Source organism: Paraburkholderia phenoliruptrix (assembly GCF_019511605.1).
Taxonomy (GTDB): domain Bacteria; phylum Pseudomonadota; class Gammaproteobacteria; order Burkholderiales; family Burkholderiaceae; genus Paraburkholderia; species Paraburkholderia phenoliruptrix_A.
Genome location: NZ_JAEUAV010000007.1, coordinates 71,123 through 89,535, shown reverse-complemented (window position 1 = coordinate 89,535; position 18,413 = coordinate 71,123). Strand labels below are relative to the sequence as shown.

The 18,413-nt window shown below is 65.5% G+C and carries 19 protein-coding genes; 4 read left to right on the top strand and 15 right to left on the bottom strand.

Translation table 11 applies throughout. The features are described 5' to 3' along the window. Nucleotides 1–7: 7 nt before the first annotated feature. The 9 genes from JNB89_RS12090 to JNB89_RS12050 form a co-directional block, all read right to left on the bottom strand. Complete coding sequence (locus JNB89_RS12090) at nt 8–931, bottom strand: D-amino acid aminotransferase (RefSeq protein ID WP_220362340.1); 924 nt, start codon at nt 929–931, stop codon at nt 8–10. Nucleotides 932–943: 12 nt separating this feature from the next. Then, nucleotides 944–2,173, bottom strand: coding sequence for a D-alanyl-D-alanine carboxypeptidase family protein (locus JNB89_RS12085; protein WP_220362339.1), 1,230 nt, complete (start codon nt 2,171–2,173; stop codon nt 944–946). Nucleotides 2,174–2,508: 335 nt separating this feature from the next. After that, a complete protein-coding gene (locus tag JNB89_RS12080; RefSeq protein WP_220362338.1) occupies nt 2,509–3,153 on the bottom strand; it encodes an alpha/beta hydrolase in 645 nt (214 codons plus the stop codon). An 8-nt stretch (nt 3,154–3,161) separates the two neighbouring features. Next, on the bottom strand, nt 3,162–3,485 hold the full coding sequence (locus tag JNB89_RS12075; protein WP_013337877.1) for a (2Fe-2S) ferredoxin domain-containing protein: 324 nt from the start codon (nt 3,483–3,485) through the stop codon (nt 3,162–3,164). A 114-nt stretch (nt 3,486–3,599) separates the two neighbouring features. Continuing rightward, the gene (locus JNB89_RS12070) at nt 3,600–4,757 is read right to left on the bottom strand and encodes a VanZ family protein (protein WP_220362337.1); all 1,158 of its coding nucleotides are present in this window, start codon (nt 4,755–4,757) and stop codon (nt 3,600–3,602) included. 31 nt (nt 4,758–4,788) lie between these two features. Next, complete coding sequence (locus JNB89_RS12065; protein ID WP_218742021.1) at nt 4,789–5,430, bottom strand: ABC-type transport auxiliary lipoprotein family protein; 642 nt, start codon at nt 5,428–5,430, stop codon at nt 4,789–4,791. A 44-nt stretch (nt 5,431–5,474) separates the two neighbouring features. Then, complete coding sequence (locus JNB89_RS12060) at nt 5,475–6,437, bottom strand: MlaD family protein (protein ID WP_013337874.1); 963 nt, start codon at nt 6,435–6,437, stop codon at nt 5,475–5,477. Between the two features lie 29 nt (nt 6,438–6,466). Further along, nucleotides 6,467–7,345, bottom strand: coding sequence for an ABC transporter ATP-binding protein (locus JNB89_RS12055; protein ID WP_135892357.1), 879 nt, complete (start codon nt 7,343–7,345; stop codon nt 6,467–6,469). Then, nucleotides 7,342–8,475: an MlaE family ABC transporter permease gene (locus JNB89_RS12050; RefSeq protein WP_220362336.1), complete on the bottom strand. Its 1,134-nt coding sequence runs from the start codon at nt 8,473–8,475 to the stop codon at nt 7,342–7,344. Before JNB89_RS12050 ends, JNB89_RS12055 begins: the two co-directional genes overlap by 4 nt. Before the next feature lie 106 nt (nt 8,476–8,581). Here JNB89_RS12050 and JNB89_RS12045 point away from each other — a divergent pair, with 106 nt between their 5' ends. The 3 genes from JNB89_RS12045 to JNB89_RS12030 all read left to right on the top strand — a co-directional run bounded on the left by JNB89_RS12045 (nt 8,582) and on the right by JNB89_RS12030 (nt 10,835). Continuing rightward, nucleotides 8,582–9,499, top strand: coding sequence for a biotin--[acetyl-CoA-carboxylase] ligase (locus JNB89_RS12045; RefSeq protein WP_013337871.1), 918 nt, complete (start codon nt 8,582–8,584; stop codon nt 9,497–9,499). Further along, nucleotides 9,496–10,488, top strand: coding sequence for a type III pantothenate kinase (locus JNB89_RS31025; protein ID WP_223216736.1), 993 nt, complete (start codon nt 9,496–9,498; stop codon nt 10,486–10,488). Before JNB89_RS12045 ends, JNB89_RS31025 begins: the two co-directional genes overlap by 4 nt. Nucleotides 10,489–10,595: 107 nt before the next feature. Further along, complete coding sequence (locus JNB89_RS12030; RefSeq protein ID WP_013337869.1) at nt 10,596–10,835, top strand: hypothetical protein; 240 nt, start codon at nt 10,596–10,598, stop codon at nt 10,833–10,835. A 27-nt stretch (nt 10,836–10,862) separates the two neighbouring features. On the opposite strand, the gene rfaE2 is transcribed toward JNB89_RS12030, so the two are convergent. The 6 genes from rfaE2 to JNB89_RS12000 all read right to left on the bottom strand — a co-directional run bounded on the left by rfaE2 (nt 10,863) and on the right by JNB89_RS12000 (nt 17,331). Continuing rightward, entirely contained in the window at nt 10,863–11,345 is a 483-nt protein-coding gene (gene rfaE2, locus JNB89_RS12025) for a D-glycero-beta-D-manno-heptose 1-phosphate adenylyltransferase (protein WP_218742022.1), read from the bottom strand. Between the two features lie 170 nt (nt 11,346–11,515). Next, entirely contained in the window at nt 11,516–12,388 is an 873-nt protein-coding gene (locus JNB89_RS12020; RefSeq protein WP_013337867.1) for a ferritin, read from the bottom strand. A 586-nt stretch (nt 12,389–12,974) separates the two neighbouring features. Then, nucleotides 12,975–13,865 (bottom strand): PhaM family polyhydroxyalkanoate granule multifunctional regulatory protein, encoded by an 891-nt coding sequence (locus JNB89_RS12015; protein ID WP_220362335.1) that lies wholly within the window; start codon nt 13,863–13,865, stop codon nt 12,975–12,977. A 108-nt stretch (nt 13,866–13,973) separates the two neighbouring features. Further along, a complete protein-coding gene (locus tag JNB89_RS12010) occupies nt 13,974–14,825 on the bottom strand; it encodes an enoyl-CoA hydratase/isomerase family protein (RefSeq protein WP_218742024.1) in 852 nt (283 codons plus the stop codon). Between the two features lie 72 nt (nt 14,826–14,897). Further along, on the bottom strand, nt 14,898–16,232 hold the full coding sequence (locus JNB89_RS12005; protein ID WP_220362334.1) for an ABC transporter substrate-binding protein: 1,335 nt from the start codon (nt 16,230–16,232) through the stop codon (nt 14,898–14,900). Between the two features lie 115 nt (nt 16,233–16,347). Then, on the bottom strand, nt 16,348–17,331 hold the full coding sequence (locus tag JNB89_RS12000; RefSeq protein WP_220362333.1) for a fumarylacetoacetate hydrolase family protein: 984 nt from the start codon (nt 17,329–17,331) through the stop codon (nt 16,348–16,350). Nucleotides 17,332–17,493: 162 nt separating this feature from the next. On the opposite strand from JNB89_RS12000, the gene JNB89_RS11995 reads away from it, so the two are divergent. Beyond that, nucleotides 17,494–18,405, top strand: a complete 912-nt coding sequence (locus JNB89_RS11995; protein ID WP_220362332.1) for an IclR family transcriptional regulator — start codon at nt 17,494–17,496, stop codon at nt 18,403–18,405. Nucleotides 18,406–18,413 lie beyond the last annotated feature (8 nt).

Below are 18,413 nucleotides of genomic sequence, written 5' to 3'. Positions count from 1 at the left end.
GCGCCTCTCACGCCTGGTTTGCCGCCTGGGCTTCTCTTGCCTTGGCTCGCTGATACGCCGCGTAAAGCGCCGCAAACACCGCGCCCGGCTTGCCGTCGCCGACCGGCTGGTCGTCGAGCCGGGTGACGGGCAGCACTTCCTTGGTGGCCGAGCTGATCACGATTTCGTCCGCCGCGCGCACCTCGGCCTCGGCAATTTCGCGCACTTCAAAGCGAATGCCGCATTCGGCAGCGAGCTCCTCGATCAGCCCGTAGCGAATGCCTTCCAGAATCTTGTGGCTGCGCGGCGGCGCGGCCAGCACGCCGTCCTTCACCACCCACACATTCGACGACGACCCTTCGGTCAACAAGCCATCGCGGAACTGGATGGTCTCGAAGGCGTCGTTTTCAGCCGCGTATTGCGCCATCAGCACATTGCCGAGCAGCGAGACCGACTTGATGTCGCAGTGAAGCCAGCGGCGATCTTCCGCGCTCATACACCGCACGCCTTGCGCGCGCTGCGCGGCGTTCGGCAGATTGAGCGGCGTGACCATCACGAACACCGTAGGCTGAACGCCTGCGGGAAACGCGTGAGCGCGCTTTGCAACGCCGCGCGTGACCTGAATGTAAGCGATCGCGTCCTGGTCGGCGGCCAGGCCGGCCTCGGCTTCGTTCGCCGCGCATACGCGCTCGATCAGCGCACGCCAGCCGGCATTGTCGAGCGGATTCGCAATGCCGATCTTGTCGAGCGAACGCGCGAGGCGCGCGAGGTGCTGTTCAAAGCGGAAAGCCGTGCGGCCGCCCGCATGCGCGTACAGCGGCGCGACTTCGTAAATGCCGTCGCCGAAAATAAAGCCGCGGTCGAGCACCGGCACGCGCGCTTCGGACAACGGCACCACTTCGCCGTTCAGATAAACGATGGGTTCGAGCGAAACATCGGAAAGAGCGGTCATCGAAATGGGTGCTTATTTTTTCTTGTTGAACATGAGCATCAGCGAATCCCACACGCGGCCGACAATGCCGGCTTGCGGCACCGCCTGCAAAGCGACCACCGGGAACTGCGCGAGCACCTTGCCGTCGGCCACGAGCTTCGACGTGCCGACCTGCTGGCCGTTGGCGATTGGCGCGATGAGCGGATCGATCTGCTCGATCTGCGGCTTCACCTTGTCGGCCATGCCCTTCGGCACGGTAATGTACTGATCGCTCTTCACGCCGATCTGCACGGTGTCCTGCGAGCCCTTATAGACGCGCGGCGTGCCGACCACCTGGCTCGCCTTGTACAGGCGCACCGTGTCGTACGCGGAGTAGCCGTAGTTCAGCATCTTCAGGCTGTCCTGCACGCGGTCGTGCTCCTTCGTCTCGCCCATCATCACGGAGACGAGGCGGCGCGACGCGTCCGGCGTGCCCGGCAGCGAACGCTTCGCGCTCGCGATCAGGCAGTAGCCGGCAGCTTGCGTATGGCCGGTCTTCAGGCCATCCACCGTCGGGTCGATCCACAACAGACGGTTGCGATTCGGCTGCTTGATCTTGTTGTACGTGAATTCCTTGACCGAGAAGATGTTGTAGTAGTCAGGGAAGTCGCGAATCAGGCGCGCCGACAACACGGCCAGGTCGCCCGCGGTCGTGTAGTGCTGCGGGTCGGGCATGCCGTTCACGTCGGCGAAATGCGTATGCGTCATGCCGAGGCGCTGGGCCTCCGTGTTCATCATGTTGACGAACTGCGCCTCGCTGCCGCCCACCAGTTCGGCGAGCGCAATGGCGGCGTCGTTGCCCGACTGGACGATCATGCCGTACACCAGATCGTGCACGGTGACAGGCTTGTTCGCCTCGATGAACATGCGCGATTCGTCGGTACGCACGCGGCGCACCGCTTCGCCCGGCGTCACCGTCTGGTCCATCGTGATTTTCTTCGTCTGGAGCGCTTCGAAGACGAGATACGCGGTCATCAGCTTGGTGAGCGATGCCGGTTCCACGCGCTCGTCCGGATTGCCCGATGCAAGAACCTGATTGCTGGTCGCGTCGACCAGCACCCACGAACGCGCATTCACCGCCGGCGGCGGCACTTGCGCGAACGCGGCGCTGCTCACGAGCGTGGCGGGCAGCACGACGCCAAGCGCAATTGCGCGGCTTAACGTGGAGGGAACGAGAGATGCAACAGAAGGAAAAGACAGGCGGCCGGAGGTGGAAAAACGCATAGGGTCGGTTCGTGCAGAAAAATACCACGCGCGAGAGCGCAGAGTTGGGAGAGCCGGTCGGCGAACGTCTGGCCGCCACGATATGAGGCGTAACGGCTCGGGCGCCCGTTGGACTTCCGGCCACGCGATCGGTTCACGCAGCACGCCTGCAACCGGCACCGCTGCGCGCGTGAAAAGAGGCTACGCGTCGCGCGAACTGCCGGCATGGCCGTGCTGCGCCCAAAAAAGAGCGCCCATTATACGCGCGCTACTCTCGCAACTTCGCGTAACGGCGGGCAATTAATGGTGAGTTTTTGCCTACCTGTCCCGCGCAAATCGAGATTCGGCCCATCCGGTCAACGCCATGCGTCGACGATGATCCGCTTCAGGACGTGCAGCTTGCGATGCAGGAAATGCTCGGCGCCCGGAATCACCACGACAGGCAATTCCTGCGGCCGCGCCCAGTCGTAAACCGATTGAATGGGAACCGTGTCGTCCGTCTCGCCGTGAATCACCAGCGTGTTTTCGGGCACCGGCGCGACTTCCCAGCGGCTCGCGGCCGTGCCGACGAACACCATGCGCTCTATCTGCCCGCCTTCGTCGCGCAGCTTCGCTGCCACGTGCGACAGCACGAAGGTGCCGAACGAAAAGCCCGCCAGCACGAGCGGCAGATCGCCCTGGCCCGGCTGTGCGCGCATATGGTCGAGCACCGCGCGCAAATCGTCGCGCTCGCCGATGCCCGCATCGTGCTCGCCTTGCGTTTGCCCTACGCCGCGAAAGTTCGAGCGGTACGTTATGTAGTTCAACTGCACGAGCGTGCGCGCGAGCGTCTGCGCGACCTTGTTGTCCATCGTGCCGCCAAAGAGCGGATGCGGATGCGCGACGAGTGCAATGCCGCGCGGCGCGGCGCCGTTTTCGCGCGCCTCGTCCGGCAGGTCGAGCGCGACCTCGATCTTGCCGACCGAGCCGTCAATCAGGTACTTCTTCGTATGTACGTTCATGGTGGCGCTTATTGATCGATTTTCAGACGCTCGACGATCTTGCCGTTCGCGAGATGCGAGTCGACGATCTCGTCGATATCGCTTTCATCCACATACGTGTACCAGACGCCTTCGGGATAGACCACCAGCGCCGGGCCAAGCTCGCAGCGGTCGAGACAACCCGCCTTGTTGATGCGCACCTGGCCGGGGCCCGCCAGACCGAGTTTCTTTACGCGCTTTTTCGCGTGCTCCTGCATGGCCTGCGCGTTGCAGTTCGCGCAGCTTGGGCGCTCCGCGCCAGGCTCGCGCTGATTCAGGCAAAAGAAGACGTGATATTTGTAGAACGAGTCCATGATCTAAGGGGGAAGGCTGTCAGAAGGGCAATAGTGCAGCAGAACGCGGTTTGGCGCAGCAGCGCGATGTTTTCGCGGATGCGCGCGCGAGCGATGGGGCTGCGGCTCGCCGGCTCACGCGCGCCGCGTGCGCCGCCCGAGCCACACCCGCTCGACGACAAACGCGAGCCACACGAGCGCCGCATACGGCCACACCCACGCAAGCCAGCGCGCGAGTCCGTTGAAGTGCAGATAGCGCCCTTGCCGCCAGTCGGCCAGCACCACATCGAAATAAGGATTCACCGGCAGCAGGTTCACGAGCACCAGCGTGACGACCAGTGCAGCGGCCGCGAGCGCCGCCCGCGCGCTGCGCCGCAAACGCAGCGCGGCGAGCCCGAGCAGCGCGCCGCAGCCGAGGCCCGCCAGACCGCCCGGCGTCGCCCAGTCGAACGCGAGGCCCGATTGCGATTGCAGAAACGTCGCGCCCGCCTTCACGCCCAGCGTCGCGACGCTAAAGAGCAGCAACAGCCGCACGCGCGGCGCATGGCGGCGCACCGACAAGGACGCGAGCGCAAGTGCGGCGAACAGATTGAGCGTCGTGATGAGCGCTTCCCACGCGTCCTCCGGCAACCACGCGGCGACCCAGGCCGGCCAGGCGCCGACGTGCCAGGCCGCCGGCGCCCATGAAAACAGCGCGTCCTGTGTGGTGGAGTCGAAGCGCGCCCACAGCGCGCGCGGCCAGTTGCCGAGTCCGAGCAGGCGCGGCGACGGATACATCGTCGCAAACGGCCACGCGGCCACGAGACACGCCAGCGCCGCGCTGTCGCGCTCGAACCACATGAGCCGCAAGCGCCGCAACAAGCCGCGGTCGAGCAGCGCGCCCGTGGCAGGCGACATGATTGCCGCGCCGAGCAGCGCGCCGAGCGCATTGGCGGCCAGATCGAGGTTGGAGGCGACGCGCGTCGGCAGATAGGTTTGCACGGCTTCCATCAGGCCCGACAGCAGCCCGCCCAGCACGAACGCCAGCGCGACCGCGAGCGGCCCGCGCCAGCGCGGGTAGAGCGCGAGCACCATGAGCGCGCCGAACGGCATATAGCCGAGCACATTGGTGACGACGTCGAACGCCGTCAGGTACTGCGGCATCGGATCGGAAAGGAACGCGAGGGGCCCGAGGCCGAGCGAGCGCCAGCCCATGAACGGATACCACGATCCGTAGACGATCAGCGCGGTGTACAACAGCAGCGCCTGGCGCGAAAGCACCGAAGGACGGCGCAACCACGATCGTTCGCTCATGCAGCGCCCCGTTGCGTGCGCTGCGCGCCCGTCATTGCGCGGCGACCAGCGCCTGCACGCCGAGCCAGGCGCCGATTTGCGCGACGAGGTCGTCGCTGGCCGCGGCAAGTGCCTGGGCGCCGCCGGCTGCGTCGGCGGAACGGGACGGCGCACGCGAGATGAACGTGCGCTGGCCGATCAGCTTGCCGTTCTGCATCAGCGTGGCGCGCGCGGTGACCGCCGCATGGCTTTGCGACTGACTGTCGAAAACCTGCTCGAACTCGCTCAATTCGATTTTCAGCACGGGCGCGGCCACGCCGTCTGCACCCGTCAGCACGGTGCCGCGCGAACTCAACGCGCCGCGCAGACGCTGCGTGAGCAGCACCGAGGGCGGCATTGTCCAGTGGCTGTTCGCGTACGCGGCGACCTGCTGCGAGTCCGCATAGCCGAGCCGGTAGACGAGCTTGTCGGACTGCAGGGCTTCGGGGGCGCTCACGTCCAGCACCTTCACGGTCGGCTGCATTCCCGCCGGGGTTGCGGGCTTCGGCGGGCCGAAGTCATAACGGATGTCCGACAGGGCGGCCGGTGTGCTCGTGCAGCCGGCAACCAGTAGACCGACGGCGGCGAGCGCCGCGCACGCCGCGCTCGCACGTGTGACGCGCGAGGACAACAACCGGCGAATGGAGCGTGACATGACAATCTTCCTTTCTTCAATCCTTCTGATTCACTTGTTCGGATTCACTTCGCAGCGTGCGGCGCGGGCCACGTGAAACCGGCCTCGCCCGGCCCGGGTGCCGCCGCCGGCGCGCCGAACAGCACGCTGCGCGGGCTGGTGCTGAACGTATCGGCGGCGCGGTCCACCGAGCGCGCGGCCGAGCGCACGTCTTCGGCAAGCGAATTGACGCGCGGCAACGTGTCGTAACCGACTCGCGCCGACAGCTCCTGCAACGAGCCGTTCATCGCCGTGAGCGCGTCGCCCGCCTGCTGCGCGGCCGTGCCGACCTTGTTCAGGTTGCTCTCGAACGGCCCGTCCGGACGGTTCAGGCTCGTGATCAACTGGTTGGTCGAGGCGAGCGTGCTGTCCAGCTTGTCGATCGTGGCGGGCAGCTTGCCGGCCGCGGGCGCCATCTGCTGCGTGAGCGTGGCCACGCCGTCAGCGGCCTTCTGGATGCTCGCCGCCGTGCCGTGCAACTGATCGACCATGTCCTTCGACAGCAGATTGTCGACGTCGTCCGTGACCCTTTCGAGTTTCTTCAGCAGCACGTCGCCGCGTTGCTGCAACTGATCGAGCAGACCCGGGCGCATCGGCAACTGCGCGACCTGCTTCGCCGACGAAGGCAGCGGCGACGGATCGTGCCCCGTATCGTCAAGCTGGATGAACGCAATGCCCGTGACGCCCTGGAAGCCAAGGCTGCCGTAGGTGGAATGCGTGATCGGCGCGTGCGTGTCGACCAGAATGCGGATCACGATCTGACCCGGATGGTCGCGATCGAACTTGATGGACTGCACCTTGCCGACGTCGAGCCCGCGATAGCGCACCGCCGCGTCGCTAAAAAGGCCCGTTACGTTGGTGCGCGCAATCAGATCGTACGGCACGCGCACGGCGCGGTCGACATTGAACAAAAATGCCGCCGTGGCAATCGCCGCGAGCAGGACGATCGTGAAGAGCCCTGCCCAGAACGCATGTGATTTGTTTTCCATTACCGGGTTCCCTGATTGACGGCCGTGAGCTACAGCGACAATGCCGACGACGCCGGCTCGAGCGCCGCGTGCGGCAGCTTCGCGCGCCGTTCGGGCGGCAGCGCCTGCAGTGCGCGCCGCCCGCGCAAGCCGAGAAAATATTCGCGAATGAAAGGATGATCGACGCCCGCGGCCTCCTCCACCGGTGCGGCGACCAGCACCTTGCGATCCGCCAGCACCGCCACGCGCGTGGACAACGCCACCATCGTGTCGAGATCGTGCGTGACCATCACGACTGTCAGACCGAGCGCGCGATGCAGTGCCGAGATCAGCTCGACGAACTCGTCGGACGCCTGAGGATCGAGGCCGGCGGTCGGTTCGTCGAGAAACAGCAGTTCCGGTTCGAGCGCAATGGCGCGCGCAATGCCGACGCGTTTGATCATGCCGCCCGATAACGCCGAGGGCATTTTCGACGCGTGCTTGCACGGCAGGCCGACCATCTCCAGCTTCAGCATGACGATGTCGCGCAGCAGATCCTCCGGCACCTTGCCGAGCTCGCGCACCGGCTGCGCGACGTTGTCGAAGACCGACAGCGACGAGAACAGCGCCCCGCGCTGAAACAGCATGCCCGAGCGGCTGCGCATAAGCAGCGCGGTTTCGGGCGAGATGGTCGCGAGGTCCTCGCCGAACAGCTTGATGGTTCCCGACGAGGGCCGCTCGAGCCCGAGAATCTGCCTCACGAGCGTGGTCTTTCCGGCGCCCGAACCGCCGACGATCGACACGATTTCGCCGCGCCGCACGTCGAGGTTCAGATGCTGATGCACGATGTGGCGGCCATAGCGCTTGGTGACGTCGATCACCTCGATCACCGGTTCGGCGATAGAAGGCATCGGCTGGCCGCGCACGGCCTGTGTGAGCGGCGCGATCATCCGAGTCCCACGTCCTGAAAGAGGATTGCGAACACGGCGTCCGCGAGAATCACGATCGTAATCGACGTGACGACCGAGGTCGTCGTGCCTTCGCCGAGGCTCTGGGAATTGGCCTTGATGCGAAAGCCGAAGTGGCAGCCGACAATCGCGATCAGCATGCCGAAGGCGACGCCCTTGCCGAGCCCGATCCACAGATTCGCGACAGGCACCACACCCGGCAGCGCGCGTGCGAAGTAGCTCATGTCGATGCCAAGCACGATCTTCGCGGCGACCGCGCCGCCCGTCAACGCAATGATGTTGGTCCACATGACGAGCAGCGGCATGGCCACGCCGAGCGCGACCACGCGCGGCAAAATGAGCCGCAGGCCGTGCGGAATGCCCATCACGCGCATGGCGTCGAGCTCCTCGGTCACGCGCATCACGCCGATCTGCGCGGTGATTGCCGAGCCCGAGCGGCCCGCCACGAGAATCGCCGAAAGCACCGGCCCGAGTTCGCGGATCACCGAAAGCCCGAGAATATTCACGATGTACTGATTCGCGCCAAAGAGCCGCAATTGCTGCGCGGACAGGTAGCTCAGCACGATGCCGATCAGGAATGCGACGAGCGCGGTGATCGGCAGCGCTCTCGTGCCGGCGTTGTAGATGTTGGCCGAGATTTCGGTCCACGGCGTGATGGCCGGCTTGCGCGCGATTGCGAGCAGGTCGAGCACCACGCGCCCAAGCATCGCCACGCCGCCATACAGATGCTCGAAAAACGAAAAGATGCCGAGCCCGAGCCGCGTGAGCGGATCGAACCTGACCACGGGTTCAGCGGTTTCGCGCACCGTGTCGAGCAACGCGATGCGCTCGAAAATGTCGCGCTGCGTGGCGGTGAGCTCTGTGTCGGGCGGCATTCTGTGGCCCCACACGCGCCACAGCGCCTGGCCTCCCACGTGGTCCATCCGGTCGATACGCGACAGGTCCCATTGGCCGATGCCTTCGGCGCCCTCGAGCGAGCGCAACTGCGGGATCACGTGCCCGGTTGCGCGGTCGCGCGCGAGCGCGAGCGCCGTCCACTGGCCCGAGAGCCGGACGATCTTGCCTTGGCTGCCGGCCGCGACTTCGAGGCCGGGCGGAGTGTCGTAGTTCAAGGATCGTTGCAATCTGGTTATCGGATTAGCGGCCATTGTAACGAAGGCGCAGTGAATCGACCGTGCAGGCGGCCTCGCGCGGTGGGCTGTCGCTACAATACGGAGCATGAACGCTTCCCGCACTCCGCCCCAAGCTCCGGCCACTGGCGCCCAAGCAGCCGACTGGCGCATCGACCGTGAACGCGCCGTCACGCTGTTCGGCGCGCACGCGCATGACTGGCCGATTGAAATCGTCGAGGAAACCGGCTCGACCAATGCCGACCTGATGGCCCGCGTGAAAGCGCTGCCGCGCCGCGCCGGCGCGCTGCCCCGCCCTATCGTGCGGGTCGCTTACCTGCAAACCGCCGGGCGTGGCCGGCGCGGCCGTCCGTGGTATGCGGAGCCGGGCAATGCGCTGCTCTTCTCGGTCGCCTGCGTGCTGCCGCGTCCGCTCGAAGGGCTTGCGGGACTGAGCCTCGCGGTGGGCGTCGCGCTCGTTGACGGACTGCGCTCGCTGCCTGTCGCCGGCCCTGGCCAGATCGCGCTGAAGTGGCCGAACGACGTGCTGCTCGAAGGCGACAAGCTCGCCGGCATTCTGATCGAAACCGCGTGGAGCACGGAGCACGCGAGCGCAGTGGTGATCGGCATCGGCACCAATGTGAAAGGCGCCGACGAGCTTGCGGCGAAAATCGGCGCGCTCACCGCCGACGCGCCGCCGCAGGCGCGCGGCACGGCGCCGACCGCGCTGCAGCGCGCGCTGCCGAATGCCAATCTCACCGATACCCTCGCCGCCGAACTGAACGCGCTCGAGCCCGCCTTGCAGCGTTTTGGCGCGGAAGGTTTCGCGCCTTTCCAGGCGCGCTGGAACGCGATGCATGCCTACGCGGGCCGCGAGGTGGTGCTGCTCGAACAAGGTGAGGAAGTTACGCGCGGAGTGGCTGCGGGCGTCGACGAGCGTGGCCAGTTGCTGCTCGATACCGCCGCCGGCCGGCAAAGCGTTGCGACCGGCGACGTCTCGCTGCGTCTTGCCGACGGTGCCGCATGACGAGCGGCGCGCCTCGTCTTCTGATCGACGCGGGCAATAGCCGCGTTAAATGGGCGATGGTGGCGGCGAACGGCACGCATCTCGCGGCCGGGGCGCTCGCGCATGGCGAAAGCGATTCGGGTGAGTGGGCCGCTGAGACAACCGCTCAGTGGGCGAGTTTGCCGGCGCCTTGCAGCGCGTGGTTGTCCAATGTTGCCGGCGACGCGGCGGCTGCGCGAATCGCGGCCCTTGTCCACGCACAGTGGCCCGGTGTGCCGCTGACCACGATCCGCGCGCGCGAGCGGCAATGCGGCGTGACCAACAGCTACACGACACCGCATGCGCTCGGCAGCGACCGCTGGGCCGGCATGATCGGCGCACACGCAGCGTTTCCCGGCGAGCATCTGCTGATCGCCACCTTCGGCACTGCGACCACGCTCGAGGCGTTGCGCGCGGACGGCTGCTTCGTCGGCGGACTCATTGCGCCGGGCTGGAGTCTGATGATGCGGTCGCTCGGCGAGCACACGGCGCAATTGCCGACGCTCGACGCCAATGCTGCGCGCGGACTTCTTGGCAGGAGTGGAAGCGGTGGCCATGCCGGGAATGGCGGCGGCGTTGGCGCTGCGGGTGTGACTGAGACTGGCGGCAACGGTACATCCGGTGCGACTGACGGCACGGAAAGCGCCAGCGTTAGTGCCGCCCCGTTTGACATGCGCCGCGCGCCTGGCACGGGTAACCCGACAGAACCCGCGCCGCGCGGTCCCTTCTTCGCGACCGATACGCGGCGTTCGCTATCCGCGGGTTGCACGCTTGCGCAAGCGGGGTTCGTCGAGCGGACATGGCGCGATCTGCAGGATGAATGGCAGGTGCCGGTGCGCCTCGTGGTCGGCGGCGGCGCGGCAGACGAAGTGGCGGGCGCGCTGAAAGTGCCCCATACTCGCCACGATTCACTGGTCTTGTCCGGGCTCGCGCTGATCGCCTCGGAGCAGGCAGCGGATCAAGGCGCCTGAGGCGCCGCTGCATCTTGTCGTCGCGGTCGATTATCATGCCGGCGCCAGACGAAGCACGCGATCGAACGGATGGCGACGGATCAACTTATGGATGGGAAAACAAAACAATGCTGCGCTGGCTGATTGCCATCTTGTTTCTGGCCAACCTTCTGGCATTCGTCGCGGTACGCGGCGTGTTCGGTCCGACACCCACGGCGAGCGGACGTGAGCCGAATCACCTGAGCCGCGAAGTCCACGCCGACTGGCTCAAGGTGCGCCCCATCACCGCCGCCGAGGCGGGAGATCAGGCGGTGGTCGGCGCGCCCGCACCGGCGGCGCCGATTGCTGCGTCGGCATTGCCGCAATAAAGCGGCGCTAGCCCGCGCGCCCGGCATTCAGCCGTGCGTGCGAACCTTCCTGAGCAGCGCGGTAGTCGAGCGGTCGTGCTCGAACGGAATCGCTAACGCCTTGCCGCCCCAGCCGCGCACGATGGCCGACTCCGGCAGTGCATCCATATCGTAGTCGCCGCCCTTAACGAGCACGTCCGGGCGCAGCGCCGAAATGAGGTCCACCGGCGTTTTCTCACCGAAGCAAACCACATAATCGACGCTTTCGAGCGCTGCGAGCAGCGCCATGCGGTCGGCTTCGTTGTTGATCGGCCGGTCGTCGCCCTTGCCCAGCATGCGCACCGAAGCGTCGCTATTCACGCCGACGATGAGACAGGCGCCTTCGGCTTTGGCATCGGCGAGATAGGTCACGTGTCCGCGATGCAGAATGTCGAATACACCGTTTGTAAACACAACGGGCGCCTTCAGCGAGGGGCGCAGCGCGACAAGTGCGTCGCGCGTGAGAATCTTGCGTTCGAAAATGGCAGCCATGAGGGACTTGAAGAAAACCGGAGAAGCGTAGTCGCAAGACTGCGCGAGCTGTATCAACAGAAAGGCCCGTCAAGCTTACACTTGCCGGGCCGTTTCGAAGCATTCAACGAATGGCGGCGCGGGGTTTGCAACATGCCCGCAACCGCGAACCGCAATTTACGAGACCTCAGTCAAGCCGGCTGCCCGGCTGAATTCTGCTCGGCCTGCAGCCGCGCCACCACTTCCTTGCGATAGCGGTTCAGTTCCTGCGCCGTGGTGAACGTGCGCTCGAACAGCAGCGACAGGTTGTGCAGAATCCGCTCGACCACCTTCTTTTCCCAACCGTCGTCGAAGCGGATCTGCTCGTCGAGCCAACGCTCGAGCCATTCCGGATCGGGCAGACGCGACTGGATCGTGTCGCGCGGAAAGAGCGCCTGATTCACGTGCAGATTGGTGGGATGCAGCGGCTTTTCGGTACGGCGCGCCGACGCCATCAGCACGCCGATCTTCGCAAACGCCGCGCGCGCGATGTCGCCGGTTTGCACCATCGCTTTCTTCATGTAGCGCAGATAGGCGCCGCCATGCCGCGCTTCGTCGCGCGAAATGGTTTCGTAGATGTGCTTGATGACCGGCTCGGTGTGCCATTCGGCAGCACGGCGATACCAGTGATTCAGGCGGATCTCGCCGCAGAAATGCAGCATCAGCGTTTCGAGCGGGGGCGCCGGGTCGAACTCGAAGCGCACAGCGTGCAGCTCTTCTTCAGTGGGGCACATTTCGGGCTTGAAGCGGCGCAGGTATTCCATGAGCACCAGCGAATGCTTCTGCTCTTCGAAGAACCACACGCTCATGAACGCGGAAAAATCGCTGTCGTGATGGTTGTCGCGGAGAAACATTTCGGTGGCGGGCAATGCCGACCATTCGGTGATCGCGTTCATCTTGATGGTCGCGGCCTGCTCGTCGGTCAGGAGCGACGGATCGAACTTGTCCCAGGGAATGTCTTTCTCCATGTCCCATCGAACGGATTCGAGCGATTTATAAAGTTCCGGATAAAGCATGGTGTTCATAGTCCCACCCCTGTTCTGCACATACTGTGTGTCTGTCACTACAACGTGTAGCACTCTTGCTGACGACAAACTGAACGCACCCGCACTCGTGCCCAAGTGCCGCGCCGTTCGCCGGCCAAGCCTTCAATTTTACGCGGTAACCGGCCGCCTGGATGCACGGGCAGCGAAGAAGTCCGGCAGCGTGCGTAAAGAGCGGCCACATGGAATTCCACGCTCGAATGACGCGCCGCGCGGCCAAACCGTGGGTGAGGAATATCCTATGCCTGAGGTCGAGCCAGTTTGCGATGAAAACCGCACCGTCCAGCCCTGCGCCGGTCGTGCCGGCGGCGAATGGAGCAAGGGCGGCTGGATTGGTTGTTTTCAGCGCGCGCCCAAAAGTCAAACAAAGTCCTTGCAATGATAGCACGCTGGCTTCTCCAAACCCGCGTGGAGACTGTCGCAATTCGGGTGCCTGATTGACCTGTCTCAATGAAATTCGCAATCCCGCGAGTGTGACGCGCGACCGGGGTCAAAACCGTGACAATCGGCGATTTCGGTCGTTGTGTGCCGCCGACGATCGACGCGCGCGCCCACCTGGCGCACCTTCTTACAAAGACTTCTTCGGCGGTTTCGGCGCAGTGCTGCCGGTGCCCGCCGCCGTGCGCTTCGCGGCAGCCGGCGCGCGTTTGGCCGCAGGTCGCTTCGCGGCGGATTCAGCTGGTTCACGCGACGCGGCGGCGGCCGCCGCGTCCGCCGGCGAGGGGCGCGGCACGTCTGTGGCCCCGCCTACCGCCTCGCTGGCCAGGTCGGCCGCGTCGTCCGCGGAGTTGCCGGCTGAACCTGCCTGTGCGCCGCCTGTCGCGGCGTCCGCAGCGCCGGCCATCGGCTGCGTCATCGCGAATTGGGCGATCTGGTTGAACTGCGATTGCAGCAGGTTCCACCATGCCGTCGGGTCGAATGCCGGTGCGGCGCTGGCGGGTTGTTCGTCGCTCTCGCTTTCCGGCGCGTTCGCGCTCTCTGCGGCAGCCGGACCGGAAGCGGCAGCCGACGCGCTCGCCTCGGCATGCGGCCAACCGCTCGCTGGCGACGGGCCTGGCGCCGGTGCGGGCGATGGCGTTGGCGCCTGACCCGTGGCGCCCGGCTGCGTCATCGACTGCTGCGCGAATGCGCCGAACGCGCGCAGCGTCGCGAGCGTCGCGCGCTGCACCTCGAGCGCCTGAATCGCGGATTGCAGCATGCTCAGGTTCAGTTTGAGCCATTGCTCGACGGCGCGCATGTCGGTAATGCGCTTGTCGAGTTCTTCCACGTTGGTGAGCGGCGCCATCATGTCGGACATCATCGACAGCGACGGTGCGAGCCCCGCGCCCGGCTGCGCGCCGCCAAACGCGGAGCCGAACGGCGACAGGCGCATCATGCTCCACATGCGGTCGAGCATCTCAGCAGGCGGAAAACCGGGGAAACCGGAAAACGGCGGAGGTGAATCGGATGTGTCGGTCATGCTTGTCGCCTCGCTGCATTAACGGAAAAGCACGGGAAAAAAGTGCAAAGGTTGTGAGAGCCGCGCATACGCAACCGATCATACCGCGCGACGATCGCGCCGCTGCCCTCACCGTGCGCGCCACGGATCGGCGCCGCCAAAGTCCGGCGCGCGCCGCTCGCGCAAAGAATTCACGCCTTCACGCACGTCGGGTCCGGCAAAGCCCATGAATTCCAGCGCCAGCGACGTATCGAAAGCCGGGCCGGCTGAGCGCAGCCAGTTGTTCAGCGCGTACTTGGTCCAGCGAATCGCCGTTTGTGAGCCGTGCGCCAGCTTTTGCGCGACCTCGAATGCCTTCGGCAGCAGATCGCTTTCGTCGACGGCAAGCGACACGAGCCCGATGCGCTCAGCCTCCGCACCGCTCACCGGTTCGCACAGCATGAGGTAGTACTTGGCTTTCGCCATGCCGCACAGAAGCGGCCACACGATTGCCGCATGGTCGCCCGCCGCGACGCCGAGCCGCGTATGACCGTCGATGATGCGCGCCGTCTTCGCTGCGATCGAAATGTCCGCGAGCAGCCCCGCGACGAGCCCGGCGCCCACAGCGGGACCGTGCATCGCCGAGACGATCGGCTTGCTGCAGTTGATCACGTTGTAGACCAGATCGCGAGCCTCGCGCCATACGCGGGCGCGCACGTCGAAATCGGTCGCCATGTCTTCGACCAGTTGCAGATCGCCGCCGGCAGAAAAACCCTTGCCCTCGCCGCGAATGATCGCGACGCGCGTCTCGGGATCGCGGTCGATGTCGCGCCAGATTTCGGCGAGTTCGTAATGCATGCGCGCATCCGCGGTGGCGAGGGCGCTTTTGTTCGCGCCTTCGCCGCTCATTACCACTTCGAGTACGCCGTGTGGCCGACGATGCAACTGAAGCGAGCGGTAATGTGCGTAAAAGGCGTCGTTACTGTGAGGTTGCTGAGACATGGCGATGTGTCCGGGATGCATACGTAAGTGCGCGGGTGGCTGGGGCGGCGGATCGCCGAGCCCCGGCCTCGCTCAACGCGGCTGATAGATCCATTTGCCGTTTCTTATTTCGACCATCACGCGCGCGCGCTGGTCGAGGCCCAAGTGGTCCGCGGCGCTCATGTTCACGACGCCGTTGGTGTCCGCGAGACCGCGCGTGGCTTCGAGCGCGTCGCGCAACGCGCGGCGAAATTCCGGCGTGCCTGGCGACGCGGCCTTCAGCGCGACAGGCACGGCATGCTCGAGCAGCATGCCCGCGTCCCATGTGTACGAGCCGAACGCCGACACCGTGCCCGGCCCTCGCAGCGCCTCGAAGCGCGCGATGTAGTCGAGCGCAAGGCGTTTGGCCGGATGGTCCGCCGGCAATTGCGCGGCGACCAGCACCGGGCTCGCAGGCAGGAAAGTGCCGCTGCAGTCCGCGCCGCACACGCGCAGGAAGTCGTTATTGCCGACGCCGTGATTGTGATAGATCAGCCCTTTGTAGCCGCGTTCCCTGAGCGTCTTCGGCGGCAGTGCGGCGGGCGTGCCGGCCGCGCCGACCACCACGGCGTCCGGACGCGTCGCGAGAATTTTCAGCACCTGACCGGTCACACTCGGGTCCGTGCGATTGAAGCGCTCGCTCGCGACCATCTCCATGTGATGCAGTTGCGCGAACTTCGCGACTTCGGCGTAGAAAGTTTCGCCGAGGGCGTCTGCCTGGCCGATGAACGCAACGGTCTTCACGCCGCGCGTGCTCGCATGCTCGGCTATCGCCGAAGCCATCATTGCGTCGGTTTGCGGAGTCTTGAAGACCCACCGGCGCTTGGCGTCCACGGGCTCGATAATCTTCGCCGACGACGCGAGCGAGATCATCGGCGTGGTGCCGTCTGAGACTACGTCGATCATTGCCAGCGAGTTCGGCGTTATGGACGATCCGATGATCGCGTCGACGTGATTTTCGGAGATCAGCTTCTTGGTGTCCTGCACAGCCTGGGTCGTGTCGGACGCATCGTCGAGCACGATGTATTCGACGCTCTGGCCGCCGACCTGCTTGGGCAGCATGGTGGCGGTATCACGCGCAGGAATGCCGAGCGAGGCGGCAGGGCCCGTCAGCGAAAGCACGAGGCCAATCTTCACCTGGGCAAGCGCAATAGCCGGCGACAAGCTTGCCAGCGTCGCGCACACCGTGGCAACACGACGCGCCGCCTGCGCAAGCCGGGTGAACCGCGGCGCGGGCCCCGACGTGAACTGCGACCTTATCTGCGGCTTGAACTGCGGCTTTAACTGCGGCCTGGACTGCTGCGGCCCAAACTGCGGCAGCCTCTCGCGCCATGCGCGCGCATCCGCCCTGCTCACCCTTTCCGATCCAACAGATTCAGCTCGCCGCATGGTGTCTCCTCACATGTGTTTTTCGTTCTGATTGGCCGTCGATGCCGCGCCAGTCAGTGTAGCGGCGCGCGCTCACAGCGGCATCGGGCGAAACCCTTTCGGCAGGGCTGGCGCGTCAGTCGAGCGGTGCGATGCTCTGCTCGATGGCACCAAAGATCGACTTGCCCGCTTCGTCGAACATTTCGATCTTCACCGTGTCGCCGTACTTCATGAACTCGGTCTGCGGCGCGCCGTGCTCAATGGTCTCGAGGCAACGCTTTTCGGCGATACAGCAGTAGCCGCGCTTTGCGTCCTTGTTCGACACGGTGCCCGAACCGACAATCGCGCCCGCGCGCAGATTGCGCGTTTTCGCCGCGTGCGCGATCAGTTGGCCGAAGTGAAACACCATGTCGGTGCCGGCGTCCGGTTGACCGACCTTCCTGCCGTTCCAATGGACGATCATCGGCCGGTGCACACGCCCTTCGCGCCAATGTTCGCCCAGTTCGTCGGGCGTCACGGCGACGGGCGCGAAGGACGATGCTGGCTTGCTCTGGAAGAAGCCGAAGCCCTTCGCCAGTTCGGCCGGAATCAGGTTGCGCAGCGAAACGTCGTTGACGAGCGTGATCAGTCGCACGCTTCTGAGCGCCTGGTCGGGCGTCGCGCCCATCGGCACGTCGCCGGTGATAACTGCAACTTCTGCCTCGAAGTCGATGCCGAACGCTTCGGATGCGCACACCACGTCGTCTTTCGGACCAATGAAATCGTCGCTGCCGCCCTGGTACATCAGCGGATCGGTCCAGAATTCCGGCGGCATTTCCGCACCGCGTGCGCGCCGCACGAGTTCGACATGATTCACATACGACGATCCGTCGGCCCACTGGAATGCACGCGGCAGCGGCGCCATGCAGTCGCTCGCGTCGAACGGGAACGTGTTGCGCGCGCGGCCCTGGTTCAGCGCGTCGTACAGGTCGTGCAGTTGCGGCGCGTAGAAGGCCCAGTCGTCGAGCACGCGCTGCAACGTGGGCGCGATGGCATCGGCAATGGCAGCGGTATGCAGGTCGCGGGACACGACGATCAGTTGACCGTCGCGCGTGCCGTCCTTCAGCGTGGCAAGTTTCATGGAGGAATGAACCGTGTTAGTGACGATAGAGGGAATCTATTCTACGATGGTGAATCCGCACCGCCCAACCCCAGCCTGCCGCTTGCAGCTTGCGGCTCGAGTGCAGCCTGCGTGCGGACGGTTTTCACGTTGACTCTCACCGCGCTTCGCGCGCTTTTGCTCATGCCGCACACTGCCCGCTCCGGTGCAAGCCGTAACGATGCCAAAGCCGATGCTCTTGCCGACACCAAAGCAGCCGGACCGTTCGACACAGCCGAGGCCGATGACGATTCCGCCGATTCGGGCGAAGAAAAACTGCGCTCGGGCATTCAGTCGATTGAAGTCGGCTTCAGACTGCTCGAGGTGCTGACCCACGAGCCGCGCGCCATGATGCTGCGCGACCTCGCGCAGCGCGCCGGCATGAGCCCGGCGAAAGCGCACCGTTATCTGGTGAGCTTTCTGCGGCTAGGCGTCGTCGCGCAAGACGCGTTGTCGGGGCGCTATGAGCTCGGCGGCTTCGCGCTGCAACTGGGACTTGCGCGGCTTGCCCGCGTCGACGGCGTGAAGCTCGCGCGCATCGCGCTTGCCGAATTGCGCGACCGTCTGGACCTGACGGTCGGCATTGCCGTGTGGGGCAACCAGGGGCCGACCATGGTGCACTGGATGGAGTCGAGCCACCCGGCCAAGGCGTCGCTCAAGCTCGGCGACGTCATGCCTCTGCTCAGCTCCGCCACCGGCCTGCTGTTCGCCGCGTACCTGCCGCCCGGCAAAACCGCTGCGATGATCGAACGCGAGCTGGCCGACACGCGGCGCTCGTCGCATGGCGTCGTGCCGCGCACGCGCGAGGAAGTCGAGCGCGTGCTCGCGCAAGTGCGTGAGCACGAAGCGGCGCGCGTGGAAGGCATGTTGCTGCCCACCATTCACGCGTTCTCCATGCCGGTGTTCGACTCCACCGGCGAGCTGGCGCTCGGCCTCGTCGCGCTCGGTCACGAAGGCGTGTTCGACATTAGCTGGGGCGGCGAAATCGACACCGCGCTGCGCGAGTGCGCGCGCAAGCTCTCGTACGAACTCGGCTATAGTCCGACGCCGCGTTGAACGCGCAC